The organism is Thermobifida alba (genome assembly GCF_023208015.1).
In the GTDB taxonomy this organism is placed as follows: domain Bacteria; phylum Actinomycetota; class Actinomycetes; order Streptosporangiales; family Streptosporangiaceae; genus Thermobifida; species Thermobifida alba.
Window position 1 is genome coordinate 2904379 of sequence record NZ_CP051627.1, and the last position, 15750, is coordinate 2920128.

13 protein-coding genes are annotated in these 15750 nt (G+C 73.6%); 7 read left to right on the forward strand and 6 right to left on the reverse strand.

The features are described 5' to 3' along the window. Window positions 1–234 precede the first annotated feature (234 nt). The 4 genes from FOF52_RS12815 to mtrA form a co-directional block, all read right to left on the reverse strand. A complete protein-coding gene (locus tag FOF52_RS12815) occupies window positions 235–1056 on the reverse strand; it encodes a ComF family protein (protein WP_248590200.1) in 822 nt (273 codons plus the stop codon). A gap of 78 nt (window positions 1057–1134) precedes the next feature. After that, window positions 1135–3015 carry an LpqB family beta-propeller domain-containing protein gene (locus FOF52_RS12820; protein ID WP_248590201.1) on the reverse strand — a complete coding sequence of 627 codons (1881 nt, stop codon included), beginning with the start codon at window positions 3013–3015 and terminating at the stop codon, window positions 1135–1137. Continuing rightward, window positions 3012–4745, reverse strand: a complete 1734-nt coding sequence (gene mtrB / locus FOF52_RS12825) for an MtrAB system histidine kinase MtrB (RefSeq protein WP_248590202.1) — start codon at window positions 4743–4745, stop codon at window positions 3012–3014. The genes FOF52_RS12820 and mtrB overlap by 4 nt, the downstream gene beginning before the upstream one ends. A 20-nt stretch (window positions 4746–4765) precedes the next feature. Further along, complete coding sequence (mtrA, locus tag FOF52_RS12830; RefSeq protein WP_248590203.1) at window positions 4766–5443, reverse strand: MtrAB system response regulator MtrA; 678 nt, start codon at window positions 5441–5443, stop codon at window positions 4766–4768. A 437-nt stretch (window positions 5444–5880) separates the two neighbouring features. Between mtrA and FOF52_RS12835 the strand changes: the two genes are divergently transcribed. Genes FOF52_RS12835 through FOF52_RS12855 form a run of 5 tightly spaced genes read left to right on the forward strand, consistent with a single transcriptional unit; the run spans window position 5881 to window position 11288 of the window. Further along, window positions 5881–7203: a hypothetical protein gene (locus FOF52_RS12835; protein ID WP_248593973.1), complete on the forward strand. Its 1323-nt coding sequence runs from the start codon at window positions 5881–5883 to the stop codon at window positions 7201–7203. Window positions 7204–7208: 5 nt separating this feature from the next. Further along, complete coding sequence (locus FOF52_RS12840) at window positions 7209–7820, forward strand: DUF4129 domain-containing protein (protein ID WP_248593854.1); 612 nt, start codon at window positions 7209–7211, stop codon at window positions 7818–7820. Continuing rightward, the gene (locus FOF52_RS12845; protein WP_248590204.1) at window positions 7817–8968 is read left to right on the forward strand and encodes a DUF4350 domain-containing protein; all 1152 of its coding nucleotides are present in this window, start codon (window positions 7817–7819) and stop codon (window positions 8966–8968) included. The genes FOF52_RS12840 and FOF52_RS12845 overlap by 4 nt, the downstream gene beginning before the upstream one ends. After that, entirely contained in the window at window positions 8965–9948 is a 984-nt protein-coding gene (locus FOF52_RS12850) for an AAA family ATPase (protein ID WP_248590205.1), read from the forward strand. The genes FOF52_RS12845 and FOF52_RS12850 overlap by 4 nt, the downstream gene beginning before the upstream one ends. Before the next feature lie 38 nt (window positions 9949–9986). Then, window positions 9987–11288: a DUF58 domain-containing protein gene (locus FOF52_RS12855; RefSeq protein ID WP_248590206.1), complete on the forward strand. Its 1302-nt coding sequence runs from the start codon at window positions 9987–9989 to the stop codon at window positions 11286–11288. Window positions 11289–11391: 103 nt separating this feature from the next. Here FOF52_RS12855 and FOF52_RS12860 read toward each other — a convergent pair whose 3' ends face one another. Beyond that, on the reverse strand, window positions 11392–12387 hold the full coding sequence (locus FOF52_RS12860; RefSeq protein ID WP_248590207.1) for a stage II sporulation protein M: 996 nt from the start codon (window positions 12385–12387) through the stop codon (window positions 11392–11394). A gap of 157 nt (window positions 12388–12544) precedes the next feature. On the opposite strand from FOF52_RS12860, the gene FOF52_RS12865 reads away from it, so the two are divergent. Further along, on the forward strand, window positions 12545–13345 hold the full coding sequence (locus FOF52_RS12865) for an RDD family protein (protein ID WP_425265488.1): 801 nt from the start codon (window positions 12545–12547) through the stop codon (window positions 13343–13345). 68 nt (window positions 13346–13413) lie between these two features. Then, window positions 13414–14166: a ZIP family metal transporter gene (locus FOF52_RS12870; RefSeq protein ID WP_248590209.1), complete on the forward strand. Its 753-nt coding sequence runs from the start codon at window positions 13414–13416 to the stop codon at window positions 14164–14166. A 54-nt stretch (window positions 14167–14220) separates the two neighbouring features. Here FOF52_RS12870 and ahcY read toward each other — a convergent pair whose 3' ends face one another. Continuing rightward, on the reverse strand, window positions 14221–15657 hold the full coding sequence (ahcY, locus tag FOF52_RS12875) for an adenosylhomocysteinase (RefSeq protein WP_248590210.1): 1437 nt from the start codon (window positions 15655–15657) through the stop codon (window positions 14221–14223). Between the last annotated feature and the right edge of the window lie 93 nt (window positions 15658–15750).

Genomic DNA, 15750 nt, shown 5'->3' on the forward strand with positions numbered 1-15750 from the left:
GGGGCTCGCGGCGCTTGTGCGCCACTACTGCCCTTCTCCCTTGTCCGGAGGGCATCGGACCCTCCCAAGAGGCAGGACTTACCTCTAAGCCGCACCGTGATCAGTCGACGAAAAGTCGCCTTACGTGGGCCGTTTCGCCTGCGGCTGGCATCGGCTTGCCGACCCGGAGCCCTCGTGAGGAGGACGCCGCGTTCGACGCAACCACGGACCCGGACGGGTGCCATACCTGGAACGCTAGCCCGAGATCGGCCAGTTGTCAGGTACTGTCTTCCAACGACTTGCCGGAGGTTCGCGGAGAACTCCCCCGCTCCGGCGCCCCGGTGGGAAGGACCCGAGCGCCGCCTCCCGCCCGGTGTGGCCGTCCTCACCCCGCTCCCGCGGACCGCGCTCCGCCACCACCGCCGCACCGGCCACCCGGACCCCCGCCGCGCCCAGCGCCCGGACCGCCTCCGCCAGCGTGGCGCCGGTGGTGAGCACGTCGTCGACGACGACGGTCGCGCCTCCCGCGGGAGGCACCCCACCGCGGGACCGCACCCGCATGGCCCCGGCCAGGTTCGCCCACCGCGCCGCCGCGTCGAGGCCCACCTGGTCGCGGGTGGTGCGGGCGTAGCGCAGCGGGCACACCATGCGGGCCGCCACCCCCTGCGCGCGCAGCCGGGCCGCCGCGGCCGCGCCCAGCGTCCGCACCGGGTCGTAGCCGCGCTCCCGGGTGGCCGCGCCCCGCCCCGGCACGGGGACGAGGCTGATCCGCTCCGCCGTGGGCGCGGCCGCCCGCACCGCGGCGGCCAACCCGTCGGCCAGCCGCCCCGCCAACGCCCTGCGGCCGCCGTTCTTGAACGCCAGCAGGACCGCGCGGCCGCGGCCGGCGTACGGGCCGGCGGCCCAGACCGGCGGGCAGCCGCGCCGGGAGCGGCAGCGCCACGGCCCCTGGTCGATCACGTCCGCGCACACCGCGCAGACCGGCCCGCCGGCGCTCCCGCATCCGGCGCAGCGCTGCTCCAGCACCAGGTCGCCCAGTGCCGCCGTCCATTCCGTGAGGACCGAGAGGATCGTCATGTCTCCACGGTGCGGCCGCGCAGCGGGGCGCCGCACCCCGGATTCCCCGGTTGTGGACAACCCCGGGCCGGCCCGGGGTCACCCCGGGTAGACCGGCTTGGTGCCGTCGACCGCACGCTGCCACATGAGGCGGTCGCTGGAGGAGGAGATGGTGTCCTCCTCCGTGCCCGCCAGCAGGGGCATGCCCGGGGCCGCGGTGATGGTCTTCATGTCGGCGCCCGTCACCGCGCCCGCGCTGGTGGACTCCCCGCTGCCGTTGAGCGAGACCAGGTAGGCCTGGACCGCGCCGCGGTCCCGCTGCCCCAGCACCGCCAACTGGTCGGCGCCGCGCCAGGACAGGGCGGTGACGGTGGTCAGGTCCCCGGCCAGGGGAAGGAAGGCCTGCAGGGACACCGACGACTCGCCGTACACCACCCGGCCCACCAGGACCCGGCCGGCCTCGGCGGTCCCGGTCAGGACCGCCACCCGGGTGCCGTCCCGGGAGACCCGCAGCTGGGCGACCGGGGTCCCGGCCAGCTCCGGCGCGTGCACCTCGACCGGGTCGGCGCCGTCGGCCAGCAGCCACAGCCGGGTCAGCCGGCTCCCCCCGGCCGGGGCCGCGTCGGACCGCCCGGAGCCCTCCGAGGCGGTGCCGCCGGGCTCGGTGTCGTCGGCGAGGTCCTCCTCCTGCTGGGCGCGGGCCACCTCGTCGGACAGGTCCTCCAGGACCCACAGGTTGCCGTAGCCGTCCCAGGACAGCGAGGTGTAGTCGCCGCCGTCGAGCACGGTGGTGTAGCCGCCCCCCTCGGTGATGGGGGCCACCCGGACCGAGCCGTCGTCCGGCGCGATGCCCGCCACCCGCTTCTCGTCGAGGGAGACCGCGTGCTCCTCCAGCAGGACGTGCCCCTGTCCCGGTGCGCCCGGGACCAGCTTCTCCTGCTGGTCGACGTCGAGCGACCACAGTTGGCCGTCCCGCATGAAGTAGGCGCGCGGCGACCCGGGCATCCCGGCCGGGTTGACCGCGTTCCACTCCTGGTTGCTGGCCTGGAGCACGCCGTCCTCGACCCCGGGCAGCTCTACCTCCTCGCCGCCGATGCGCAGGGTGAACTGCTGGATCTCGGGAAGCTGCTTGAGGGTCCACACGAGCTGGGCGCCCATCTTGAAGCGCCACCTGGGGTCGTCGTCCGGGGCCGGGGTGTCCAGGTCCACGACGAGGCTGCCCGAGGAGTGGTCCACGGTGGCGGTGGTCCCCTCGGGGAAGGACGTGCGCACCGCGGGCGCCAGCCAGTCGGTGGGGCCCTCCACCAGCATCGCGACCAGGCGCCGGGCGAGCTGTTCGGTGATGTCCACCGCGGAGCGCACCGGCAGGAAGACCGGGTCCGGCACGAGCCTGCTCATGTCCTGGTTGAAGTAGTACAGGTTGAGCGGGCGGTACACCCGGTCGACGTCCTGGCGGCTCAGCAGGATGTCGTCCGGCAGGTTCGCGATCCGCCACTCGCCCTCGACCTTGGCCAGGTCGAAGACCACGTCGATCGTCTCGCCCTGGTCGGCCGCCACGTACTGGCCGTCCGGGCGGATGGTGGCGTACAGCCGGGTGCGGACCCGCACCCGGGCGGTCCGCTCCTCCTCGACCGTCTCCACGTCGAAGCGGACGGCGTCCATCTCCTCGTAGACGAGCACCCGGTCGCTGGGCCGCCAGTCCTCGCTGCGCTCCTCGGTCATGTACAGCCGGGCCGCCTCGTGGTTCTCCTCGAAACTGCCCATGTCCTTGAGGAAACCGCGCACCAGCGCGTTCTCCCCCCAGCCCGGCTGCGGTCCGGCGGGCAGCAGCCGGGTGAAGGTGTCCACCTGGCCCGGAACCTCGCCGCCCCGGCCCTCGAAGGTGGGGCCCCCGGTGGGCACGGTGGCGCATCCCGACAGCATCGCCGCGAGACAGGCCGTCCCGGCCGCGGCGAGGATCCGGCTCGGCCGTCCGATCACGCTTCCTCCCCCGCGCCCGTGCCGCGCACGCTCTCCAGATCCACCTGCTGGCCGCTGAACACCGACAGTGCTCCCCCCAGCGCCACCTCCGGCGGCACCAGCGGCAGCGGGGAGCCGCGCAACTCGGTGCCGGACACCCTCGGCAGCGACAGCCGGAACTGCGACCCCTTGCCCGGTCTCCCCCACGCCTGGAGCCAGCCTCCGTGCAGTTGCGCGTCCTCCTTGGCGATGGCCAGCCCCAGCCCGGTTCCGCCCGTGGTCCGGGCGCGGGCCGGGTCGGCGCGCCAGAAGCGGTCGAAGCACAGGTGCTCCTCGCCCTCCTTGAGTCCGACCCCGTAGTCGCGGACCGCCACCGCCACCGCGTCCCGGTCCGCGGCCGCGGTCACGACGACGTCCTTGCCCTCGCTGTGCTCGATGGCGTTGACGATGAGGTTGCGCAGGATGCGGTTGATGCGGCGGGCGTCGAACTGGGCGGTGCACGGCTCCGCGGGCAGCCGCAGCACCACCTTGATCCCGCGCTTCTCTGCGATCTGCTCGGCCTCGCTGACGGCCTTGAGGACCGCGTCGCGGATGTCGGAGCGCTCCACCGCCAGCGTGGCGGCGCCGGCGTCGTGCCTGCTGATCTCCAGCAGGTCGGTGAGCAGCTCCTCGAAGCGCTCCAGCTGGCTCTGCAGCAGCTCCACCGAGCGCCGCACCGTCGGGTCGAAGCCGTCCCGCTCCTCGAACAGCAGGTCCCCCGCCATGCGGATGGTCGTCAGCGGGGTGCGCAGCTCGTGGGAGACGTCGGAGACGAACTGGCGCTGGACCTTGGACAGCTCCTCCAGCTCCTGGATCTTCTCCTGGAGGCTGCCCGCCATGTCGTTGAAGGACACCGCCAGGCGGGCCAGGTCGTCCTCGCCGCGGACCCGCATCCGCTCCGACAGGTCTCCGGAGGACAGCTTCTCGGCCGAACTGGCGGCCTGCCGCACCGGGGTGACCACCTGCCGGGTGACCACGTAGGCGATGGCGGCCAGCAGCAGGACCATGACCGAGGCGACCAGGACCAGGGTGCGCTGCACCAGGTCGAGCATCTGCTGTTCGTGGTCGAGGGGGAACAGGTAGTACAGCTCGTAGGCGCTGGACAGCTGGGCGCCCACGGCCAGCCCGGGCTCGCGGTCGGGACCGCGGATGATCTCGGTGTAGCGGCCGTGCTGGGTGTCGCCCTCGCTGCCCTGCACCTCCTCGCGCAGTTGCGCGGGCACGCTCGCCTCGGCGACACCGCCGCTGGCGCGGCCGGTCATCCCGCCCACCGACGGCAGGATCACGACGTCGTACAGTCCGGTGGAGCCGCTGCGCGCGCTGAGCTCCTCGACGATCTCGTCGAGGTGGCGCTCGGGGTCCTGCTGGCCGCTGTCCTGCAGGATGCCCAGGGCCGCGGTCAGACCGATGTAGTGGTCGCCGAACGCGGCCTGCTCCTTGGCCTTGAGCAGGTCGGAACGGACCTGCTGCACCATGAAGAAGCCCAGGACCGCGGTGACCAGTACCGAGACCAGAAGGGTGGTGGTGACCACGCGCAGCTGCAGGGAGCGCCGCCACCGCGAGTGCACGGCGGTGACGAGGGCGCGCGCCAGCCGCTGGGTCACCAGGTATCCGGCACGCAGCGCGGCGCCCGTCCGCTGCCATCGCGTGAACGCGGCCTCCCCGCCCGGGGCGGGGGCAGCCGCGTTCGCATCGTGGACGCTGTCCGTCACCGCTTCCGTCCTCGGAGCCGTCAGGCGGCGCCGGCCTTGTACCCGACGCCCCGCACGGTGACCACGATCTCCGGGTGTTCGGGGTCCTTCTCGATCTTGGCCCGGAGCCGCTGGACGTGCACGTTGACCAGGCGGGTGTCCGCGGCGTGGCGGTACCCCCAGACCTGTTCGAGCAGGACTTCGCGGGTGAAGACCTGGCGGGGCTTGCGGGCGAGCGCGACGAGCAGGTCGAACTCCAGGGGAGTGAGGCTGATCGGCTGGTCGCCGCGGCGGACGGAGTGCCCGGCGACGTCGATGGTGATGTCGCCGATCTGCAGCACCTCGGGGGCGGGCTCCTCGGTGCGGCGCAGCCGGACCCGGATGCGGGCCACCAGCTCCTTGGGCTTGAACGGTTTGACGATGTAGTCGTCGGCGCCGGACTCCAGGCCGAGGACGATGTCCACGGTGTCGCTCTTGGCGGTGAGCATCACGATGGGCACCCCGGACTCGGCGCGGATCTGGCGGCACACGTCGATGCCGTCCGCTCCGGGCAGCATGAGGTCCAGCAGCACCAGGTCGGGTTTGGTCTCGCGGAAAGCCTCCAGAGCCTTGTCTCCGTCGTGCACGAACGACGGCTCGAAGCCTTCACCTCTGAGCACGATGCCCAGCATCTCGGCGAGAGCGAGGTCGTCGTCGACGACCAGTACGCGTCCCTTCATCAATTCTCCGGCGTCGGTCGACATCCCGCTCGGGGACGACTCCGGTCCGCCTTCTCCTTTCCGGACACTCTCAAGGGGCAGAACTTCGACGATCTTCCAGCCGGGCCCCGTCAGCTCGACCGGCCCTCCTCGGGCTGTTGTTCCGGTGGGACGTCCCGTCGGCGTCTCGCGTCGGTGGGCGGCGAGCTCCGGGCTGTCCCGCCCACACTGCCGCCTGTCCGCCGTTCCGTCCAGTGCGGGCAGCCGCGTTCGTGGCGGAGGTCAGGACGTCAGATAACAAAAGCATACAAAACCAACAGATGACCGCAGGTCGGACGATACGCGGTCAGTGACGTCCCCGTCCCCGACATCCCGGCAGTAGGTTGGACTCGCATAGCGTGAGAGTGCCGCACCACGGGAGGCGGCGCACCGCCTGCACGGTCGACACAGGAGGTCCCATGTCCGAGGAGGAGGGTCAGGAATGGCGCGCCCCGGGAGGGCAGCCCTCTTCCAGCCAGCCCCCCAGGCAGGACATTACCCCAGCGCCCGGCCCCGATGGGGGGAATCACACCTCCGCCCCCGTCCCGGGGCAGCCGCCGGCGGCGCCGCAGGAGCCGGGGGCACCGGACGCCGCGCCTCCTGACCCGGTCGGCGCACCGGGCTGGACCCCGCCCGCCCCGTCGCCCTGGGCCGCGCCGGACGCCCCCGCCCCCGCGGCGGTCCCGCAGGGGTGGCCCCCTCCCCCGGGCGCGCCCGCCCCGCCGGGCCCGGACGGCCCCGCTTCCGCCGCGGCCGGGACGGACGGCGCCGCCGCGGCCGCCCTGCGCCCCGCCACCCTGGGCGACCTGCTCAACGGCGGATTCGACTACGTGCGCGCCAATCCGCGGACCGCGTTCGGCCTGAGCTTCCTCGTCGTCGCGCTCACCAGCGTGCTGCCCGCCCTGGGGATGGCCGACATGTTCTCCGGATACACGGAACTGCTCCGCTCGGAGGTCGCCGACCCCGCCGTCCTGGGGATGTCGGGGCTCGGCACGGCCAGCTTCTACGTCGGCACGCTGCTGCAGTCCGTGGGCAGCGTCCTGCTCCTGGGTCTGCTCAGCGCCGTGGTCGCCGCGGCCGCGCTGGGCCGCCGGATGTCCCTGCGCGAGGCCGTCGCGGCCCTGCGCGGCCGCTGGGGCAGCCTGTTCACCCTGGTCGGCTTCTACCTGGCGTTCTCCTCCGTGGCGCTGAGCGCGCTGACCGTGGTGTTCCTGCTCGCCGTGCTCCTGCTGGTGATCGTTCCCCTCGTCGGCCTGCCGCTGTTCCTGCTGCTCCTCGCCGGGTACGTCGCGCTGTTCGGCTGGCTCGCGGTCAAGACCTCGCTGGCCGTCCCGGTGGCGGTCCTGGAGCGGGCGAGCCCCGGCCAGGCGCTGGTGCGCTCCTGGCAGTTGAGCACCAGCAACTTCTGGCGGATGGCGGGAGCGCTGGTCCTGGCCTTCCTGCTCTCCTCGGTCGTCGCCAACGTGCTGTCCCTGCCGTTCTCCCTGGGCGCGCTGCTGACCGGCATCACCGAAGAACTGCCCCTGGCCACCCTGTTCACCGTCGTGCTGTCGTTCCTGGGCATGCTGGTGACCGGCTGCGTCAGCGAACCGTTCATCGCGGGCGTCACCACACTGCTCTACCTGGACGTGCGGGTCCGCCGGGAGGCGCTGGACCTGCGGCTGCGCGAGGCGGTGCGGGCCGGCGCGACCCCCGGACCCGAGTTCCTGGCCGCCACCTCCCCCGGGGGAGCGGCGGCTTGAGCGAGATGGTGAGCCGCGAGGAGGGGGCCCGCCTCGCCTGGGAGGAGCTGTCCGACCCGGCCTACCAGGAGGCCCGCCCGTCCCTGCTGGAACGCTTCCTCGCCTGGCTGGACGAGCTGCTGGGCGGCCTGCTGGGGGAGGCCCAGGCGGTGCTGCCCGGCGGCTGGTGGACCCTGGGGGCGCTGCTGGTGCTCCTCCTCCTGCTGGTCGCGGCACTCGTCTGGTACCTGCGTCCCGGCGGCGGCTCCCGCCGCGCCGCCGTGCTCGACCCCGCCGAAACGCTGACCGCCGACGGCCACCGCGCCCGGGCCGAGCAGCACGCCGCGCGGGGCGCCTACGCCGAGGCGATCCGGGAGCGGCTGCGCGCGATCGCCCGCGACCTGGAGGACCGCGCCGTGCTCACCCCGCGCGTGGGGCGCACCGCCACCGAACTGGCGGCCGAGACCTCCGCGGTGCTGCCGGACCTGCGCGCCGAACTGCACCGGGCCGCGACCCTGTTCAACGACGTCTGGTACGGCGACCGCGAGGCCACCTCCGGGGGCTACGGTCTGCTGTGCGCGCTGGACGGCACGCTGCGCACCGCCGTGCCCCCGACGACCGCGGAGCCCGCCCGATGACCACCGCCCCCTCCTCCGCGTTCTCCGCGGGCCCCCGCGAACTGTGGCGGCGGGCGCGCGGACCGCTCGCGTTCCTCCTCGTCGCCGTGGGAATCGCCACGGTCCTGGCATGGGGCGCCCAGCCGACGCCCTCGGGCGAGCTCGACCCCGAGGCCGTCACCCCCGAGGGCTCCCGCGCCCTGGCGCAACTTCTGCGGGAGCGCGGCGCCGAGGTCACGGTCGCCCGCACCACCGACGAGGCAGCCGGCGCGGCCGGACCGGACACGGTGCTGCTGGTCGTGCACAGCGACGAACTGCTGCCCGAGGACGTCGAGCGGGTCACCGCACTGCCCGGCGACCTGCTGCTGGTGAGGCCCTCCCGGGAGCTGCTCGACGCGGCCGCGCCCGGGGTGGAGCCGGCCGGGTCGCCCGGCTTCGCGGAGCCGCTCGCCCCCCGCTGCCCGCTGCGGGCCGCCACCCTGGCCGGAAGCGCCGAACTCGGTGAGGAGCTGTACGAGGGCGGCTCGGTCGCCTGCTACCCGGCCGAGGAGGGCCACGCCCTGGTCCGGGTGGACGCGGGGGGACGCACCGTCACGGTGCTGGGCTCCCGGACCCCGCTGCGCAACGACTCCCTCGGGTCGGAGGGCAACGCCGCGCTGCTGTTGAACCTGCTCGCCGGACGGGACGTGGTGTGGTTCGTCCCCGACCCCGCGGCCGCGCAGTCCCCCGCGCCGCAGAGCCTGCTGCACCCGGGCTTCGTCCGGTCCCTGCCCGTGCTGTTGGCCGCGTTCGCGCTGCTGGCGTTCTGGCAGGGCCGGCGGCTGGGCCCCCTGGTGGCCGAACGGCTGCCGGTGGTGGTGCGCGCCTCGGAGACCACGGAGGGACGGGCCCGGCTGTACGCGTCCCGACGCGCCCGGGACCGCGCCGCGGCCGCGCTGCGGTCCGGCCTGGTCGACCGGCTCCGTCCCGGTCTGGGGCTCGGCCCCGACGCCGCCCCCGACGCGGTCGTGGCGGCCGTCTCCGCACGCTGCGCGCGCTCCCCCCAGCAGGTGCGTGCCCTGCTGTACGGCGGACCGACCGACGCCGACCCCTTCGTCCACGACGACGCGGGACTGGTCCGGCTCGCCGACGAACTCGATCGACTCGAAAGAGAGGTAAGGCAGTCGTGAGCGACGTCCTCCCGGGGCCCGAGCCGTCCGCAGACGCGGCGCGACAGGCCCTGATCGCGCTGCGTTCCGAGGTCGCCAAAGCCGTGGTGGGCCAGGAGGAGACGGTGACCGGACTGGTCATCGCGCTGCTGTGCCGCGGTCACGTGCTGCTGGAGGGTGTGCCGGGGGTGGCCAAGACCCTGCTGGTCCGGGCGGTCTCCGCCGCGCTGTCCCTGGACCACCGGCGCGTCCAGTTCACCCCCGACCTGATGCCCGGCGACGTGACCGGGTCGATGGTCTACGACGCGCGGACCGCGAAGTTCGAGTTCCGCGAGGGCCCGGTCTTCACCAACCTGCTGCTGGCCGACGAGATCAACCGCACGCCGCCCAAGACGCAGGCGGCGCTGCTGGAGGCGATGGAGGAGCGGCAGGTCAGCATGGACGGGCGGACGATGGCACTGCCCGACCCGTTCGTGGTGGCGGCCACGCAGAACCCGGTGGAGTACGAGGGCACCTACCCGCTGCCCGAGGCCCAGCTCGACCGTTTCCTGGTGAAGCTGATCGTGCCGCTGCCGGAGCGCGCCCAGGAGGTCGAGATGCTCTCCCGGCACGCCGCCGGCTTCGACCCGGGCGACCTGACCGCGGCGGGGGTGCGCGCGGTGGCGGGCGCTCCCGAGCTCAAGGCCGCCCGGGAGGCGGTGCAGACGGTGCACGTCGCCCCCCAGGTGCTCGGCTACATCGTGGACCTGTGCCGGGCCACCCGGATGTCGCCCTCGCTGCTGTTGGGCGCCTCCCCGCGCGGCGCCACCGCGCTGCTGCGCACCAGCCGGGCGTGGGCGTGGCTGTCGGGACGCGACTACGTGACCCCCGACGATGTGAAGGCCCTGGCCAAGGCGACGCTGCGGCACCGTGTCGCGCTGCGCGCCGAGGCGGAGCTGGAGGGCGCGACCACCGACGGCGTGCTCGACGGCGTGCTGGCGTCGGTGCCGGTCCCCCGCTGACGGCCCGTCGGGCGGACACAACCAGAGAGGGTGTGGTCATGGCTGTCACCGGTCGCGCGGTGTTCCTGGCGTTCGTCGGGGTGGCGGTGGCGTTCGTCGCCGCGCCCGCGGGAGCCTGGGTGCCCTGGGCGGTCCTGGGCCTGCTGCTGGCGGCCCTGCTGACGGATCTCGCGTTGGCCGCGAACTCCCGGGCGGTGCGTCTGGAGCACGGCGGTGACACCTCGGTGCGGCTGGGTGAGCGTGCCGAGGTGTGGCTGTCGGTGGCCAACCCGGGACGGCGTACGCTGCGCGCCACGGTGCGCGACGCCTGGCGGCCCTCCGCCGGGGCCGCGCCGCGCGCCCACGACCTGGTGCTCCCCGCCGGGGGGCGGCGGCTGGTGCGGACGACGCTGACGCCGAGCAGGCGCGGCGACCAGCACAGCGCGCACGTCACGGTGCGCTCCCACGGGCCGCTGCGGCTGGCGGCGCGCCAGTCCTCGCACACGGTGCCGTGGACCGTCCGGGTCCTCCCGCCGTTTCGCAGCCGGCGGCACCTGCCGGGCAAGCTGGCGAAGCTGCAGGAGCTGGAGGGGCAGCACCGCGCGATGATCCGGGGCCGGGGCAGCGAGTTCGACTCGCTGCGCGAGTACGTGCCCGGCGACGACGTGCGCTCCATCGACTGGCGGGCCACCGCGCGCCGGGAGACGGTCGTGGTGCGCACCTGGCGGCCGGAACGGGACCGCCGCATCCTGCTGGTGCTGGACACCAGCCGCACCTCGGCCGGGCGGGTGGACGACCTGCCCCGGCTGGAGCACTCGATGGACGCGGCGCTGCTGCTGACCGCGCTGGCCGCGAAGGCCGGGGACCGGGTGGACTTCCTCGCCTACGACCGGCGGGTGCGTGCCCGGGTGCGGTCGGAGGGGCGCGGCAGCACCCTGCCCGCGATCGTCTCGGCGATGGCGCCGCTGGAACCGGAACTGGTGGAGGTGGACGCCGCCGGGATGGTCTCGGCGATCCTGGCCGGCCAGCGCCGCAGCCGCCAGCTGGTGGTGCTGCTCACCGACCTCAACGCCGCCGCGCTGGAGGCGGGCCTGCTGCCCCGGCTGGCCTCGTTGACCGCCCGCCACCTGGTGCTCGTGGCGGCCGTGGCCGATCCGCACGTCGCCCGGCTGGCCGCGGAGCGCGGAGACGCCCAGTCCGTGTACCGTGCCGCCGCCGCGCAGCGCACCATCGTGGAGCGCCGCCGCGTCACCGCAGAGCTGCGCCGCCGCGGCGTGGAGGTCGTCGAGGCCGCCGCGGGGGACCTCGCCCCGGCTCTGGCCGACGCCTACATCGCGTTGAAGGCCCAGGGCCGGCTGTGAGCGCTCTGCCCCTGCCCCGGCCCCTCCCGCGGCCGCCGGGGGACTCCCCCGGGCCTTTCCGGGCGGGCCCGGCACTTCCCGCGCCGGCGGGACGGGACGGGGGTCACCCCGCCACCGCGACCGTCTGCGGGGCGTCGGCGATGTCGCCGGTCTCGCCCTCGCGGGCGGCCCGGCGCCCCAGGGTGAACACGTAGAGCAGGAACAGGGCCTCGGCGACCACGCCGATGCCGATGCGCAGCCAGGTGACGTGGACCCAGCCGGTCACGAAGCCCTCGATGAGGCCGGAGACGAACAGCACCACCACCAGGCCCAGGGCCACGCCCATCGCGGCCCGCGCCTCCTGGCCCAGGGCCTGGGCGCGGGTGCGGTGGCCGGGGGCGAGGAAGGCCCAGCCGACCCGGATGCCGACCCCGCCCGCGACGAACACCGCGGTCAGCTCCAGCAGGCCGTGCGGCAGGATCAGCCCGAAGAAGACGTCGGTCTTGCCGTGGGCGGCCATCAGCCCGCCCGCCACCCCCAGGTTGACGGAGTTGAGCAGCAGGACGTAGACGGCGGGCAGGCACAGGAACGCGCCGAAGACGATGGACTGCGCCGCCACCCAGGCGTTGTTGGTCCACACCAGGGCCGCGAACGACGCGCCCGGGTGCTCCACGTAGTAGTTGGCGAAGTCGTGTTCGACGTAGGCCCTGATCTCCTCGGGGGTGCCCACGGCCGCCTGCACCTCGGGGTTGGCGGCGATCCAGAGGCCCACGGCGAAGGCCACCAGCACGTTGACCGCCGTGGCCGTCAGCCACCACCAGCGCAGCCGGTACAGGGCGGCGGGGAAGGAGCGGGTGAAGAACCGGCCGAGGTCGCGCCAGGATCCCGCGTGGGCGCCGGTGATGACTGCGCGGGCACGCGCCACCAGGCCCGACAGCCACCCGGCCAGGGCCGGGTCGTGGCCCGCCGAGCGCAGCACCGACAGGTCGGTGGCGACGCGCTGGTACAGCTCGACCAGTTCGTCGACCTCCTCCCCGGTGAGGCGGCGGTGGCGGCGCACCAGTGTCCGCAGCCTCTCCCAGGAGGGACGGCGCTCGGTGATGAAGAGGTCGAGATCCACGCCTCGACTCTACTCACCTTCCGGGCCGCCGGTTTCCCCCTGCCGTCCGGGCGCCTCCGGCCCCCCGGCGACCTGAGAGACTGGGAACAGGTCACGGGGGCGGCACGGCGCGCCCCGCCTCCGGTGGCCCGCCAGGCTTCCCACGGCGCGTGAGGAGATGACGGTGTCGCACAGTGCAGGGCACGGTGGACCGGCCTTCCTGGTGACGGGTGACGCGGTCGCCCTCGACCTGCGCCCCGCCGGGTTCGCCAACCGCGCGGTGGCTCTCTTCATCGACTTCCTCGTCCAGCTCGTCTCCCTGGTCGCGGTGTCCCTGACCGTCGCGCTGCTGACCGACGGGAACCTGGACGGGGCGCTGCCCGTGGCCGTCGAGCTGACGCTCGTCGTGCTGATCGTCGTCGGCTATCCGGTGGCATTCGAGACCCTCAGCCGGGGCCGCAGCCTCGGCAAGCTCGCCCTGGGGCTGCGGGTGGTCGGCGTCGACGGGTCGCCGGTGCGGTTCCGGCAGTCGCTGGCCCGGGCGCTGTCCGGGATCGTGGAGTTCTGGCTGACCAGCGGTCTGGTCGCGTTGACCAGTTCACTGCTGAACCGGCAGGGCCGCCGGGTCGGCGACTTCCTGGCGGGCACGCTCGTGGTGCAGGAGCGCACCGGTCACCGCCCCGCCGCGGTCGTGGAGATGCCGCCGCCCATGACGGGCTGGGCCCGCGTGGCCGAACTGTCCCGGCTGCCCGCCGACGTCGCCACGACGGTCCACCAGTACCTGACGCGCTACACCGCCTTCGACGCCCGGACCCGCTACGAGATGGGCCTCTGGCTGGCCGACGCCGTCTCCCGGTACGTGGCCCCGCCGCCGCCCCCGCAGGCCAGTCCGCCCGAGTTCCTGGCCGCGGTGCTGGCCGAACGCCGTCGGCGCGAGGAGGAGCGGCTCGCCCGGCTCCAGGCTCCCCACCAGGACTGACCCCTTCCGGCGTGCAGGAGTAGCGCCCCTCCGGCCTGGGCAGAGGCTGTCCGGTGGAGGTGGTGACGATGCCGCTGTGGGCGGAAGCGGGAGGGTGGGGGCTGCTGGCGGGCAGCTCCCTGGTGCTCGGGGCCGCGGCCGGCTGGTGGGTCCGGGTTCCCGCGCCGGTCGTCGCGGGGGTCATGGCCTTCGGCGCGGGGGTGCTCGTCTCAGCGATGGCGTTCGAGCTCGTCGACGAGGCGGAGCGCTCCGGCGGCCTCGCCCCGACGGTGCTCGGCTTCCTCGTGGGCGCGGTCTGCTACGTGGCGGCCAACGCGCTCCTCGCCCGGCGGGGCGCCCAGCACCGCAAGCGGTCCGGCGGGCGGCAGCCGTCCGAGGCCCAGGCGCAGGGCAGTGGGCTCGCCATCGCCGTCGGCGCGCTGCTCGACGGGGTGCCCGAATCGGTGGTGCTGGGCCTGTCCCTGTTCGACGGCGGGATCGGGACGACGGTGCTCGCCGCGGTCTTCGTCTCCAACTTTCCCGAGGGGCTGTCGAGCTCCGTCGGCATGCGGAGAGCGGGCCGGAGCGCGGGCTACGTCTTCGGGGTGTGGGGCGGCATCGCCGTCGTCAGCGGCCTGGCCGCCCTCGTCGGCAACCTGGTGCTCGACGACGCGTCACCGGGCATGGTCGCGGCCATCACCGCCGTCGCGGCCGGCGCGATCCTGACGATGATCGCCGACACCATGATCCCGGAGGCGTTCGAGCGCACCCACGTCCTCACCGGACTCATCACGGCCGTCGGCTTCCTCTTCGCCTTCGTCCTCGACCGGGTCGGCGGGTGAGGGCGGCGGCCGGCGCCGTGCGGGCACCCCGCACGGCGCCGGCCCGGCAGCGGGTCAGTAGCGGTAGTGGTCGGGCTTGTAGGGGCCTTCGACGTCCACGCCGATGTAGTCGGCCTGCTTCTTGGTGAGCGTGGTCAGCTTCACGCCGAGCGCGTCCAGGTGCAGCCTGGCGACCTTCTCGTCGAGGTGCTTGGGCAGCACGTGCACGCCGATCGGGTACTGGTCGGTCTTGGTGAACAGCTCGATCTGCGCGATCACCTGGTTGGTGAAGCTGTTGGACATCACGAAGCTGGGGTGGCCGGTGGCGTTGCCCAGGTTCAGCAGGCGCCCCTCAGACAGCACGATGATGGAGTGCCCGTCGGGGAAGCGCCACTCGTGCACCTGCGGTTTGATCTCGATCTTCGAGATGCCGGGGATCGCGGCCAGCCCCGCCATGTCGATCTCGTTGTCGAAGTGGCCGATGTTGCCGACGATGGCCTGGTGCTTCATGCGGGCCATGTGGTCGGCGGTGATGACGTCGCGGTTGCCGGTGGCGGTGATGAAGATGTCGGCGGTCTCGACGACGTCTTCGAGCGTGGTGACCTGGTAGCCGTCCATCGCGGCCTGGAGCGCGCAGATGGGGTCGATCTCGGTGACGATGACGCGGGCGCCCTGGCCGCGCAGCGAGTCCGCGCAGCCCTTGCCGACGTCGCCGTATCCGGCCACGACCGCGACCTTGCCGCCGATGAGCACGTCGGTGGCGCGGTTGATGCCGTCGACCAGCGAGTGGCGGCAGCCGTACTTGTTGTCGAACTTGCTCTTGGTGACGGAGTCGTTGACGTTGATCGCCGGGAACAGCAGGGTGCCCTCGCGCTGCATCTCGTAGAGCCGGAGCACGCCGGTGGTGGTCTCCTCGGTCACCCCCTTGATCCGGGAGGCGATCTCCGTCCACTTGCGGGGGTTCTCGGCGAGGTTCTTCCGGAGCAGCTCCAGGAAGACGCGGAACTCCTCGCTCTCGGCGGTGGCGGGGTCGGGGACCGCGCCCGCCTTCTCGTACTGGGCGCCCTTGTGGACGAGCATCGTGGCGTCGCCGCCGTCGTCCAGGATCATGTTCGGGCCCTCGCCGTCGGGCCAGGTGAGCGCCTGGTCGGTGCACCACCAGTACTCTTCGAGCGTCTCGCCCTTCCAGGCGAACACCGGCACCCCTCGGGGGTCGTCGGGCGTCCCGTCGGGGCCGACGACGACGGCCGCGGCGGCGTGGTCCTGGGTGGAGAAGATGTTGCAGCTGACCCAGCGCACCTCGGCGCCCAGTTCCACGAGGGTCTCGATCAGGACCGCGGTCTGGACGGTCATGTGCAGCGAGCCCATGATTCTCGCGCCTCTGAGCGGTTTCTGGGAGCCGAACTCCTTGCGGACGGCCATCAGCCCGGGCATCTCGTGCTCGGCGAGGCGGATCTCGTTGCGGCCGAACTCGGCCAGGGAGAGGTCGGCGACCTTGAAGTCGAATGCCATGTGTCTTAACTCCAGTCCTGAAGGATGCCGCTCAGCAGTCTACGAGTGCGCGGGGCGGGCGGGCAGCGGACGGCGGCGCGGGCGCTTCCACTG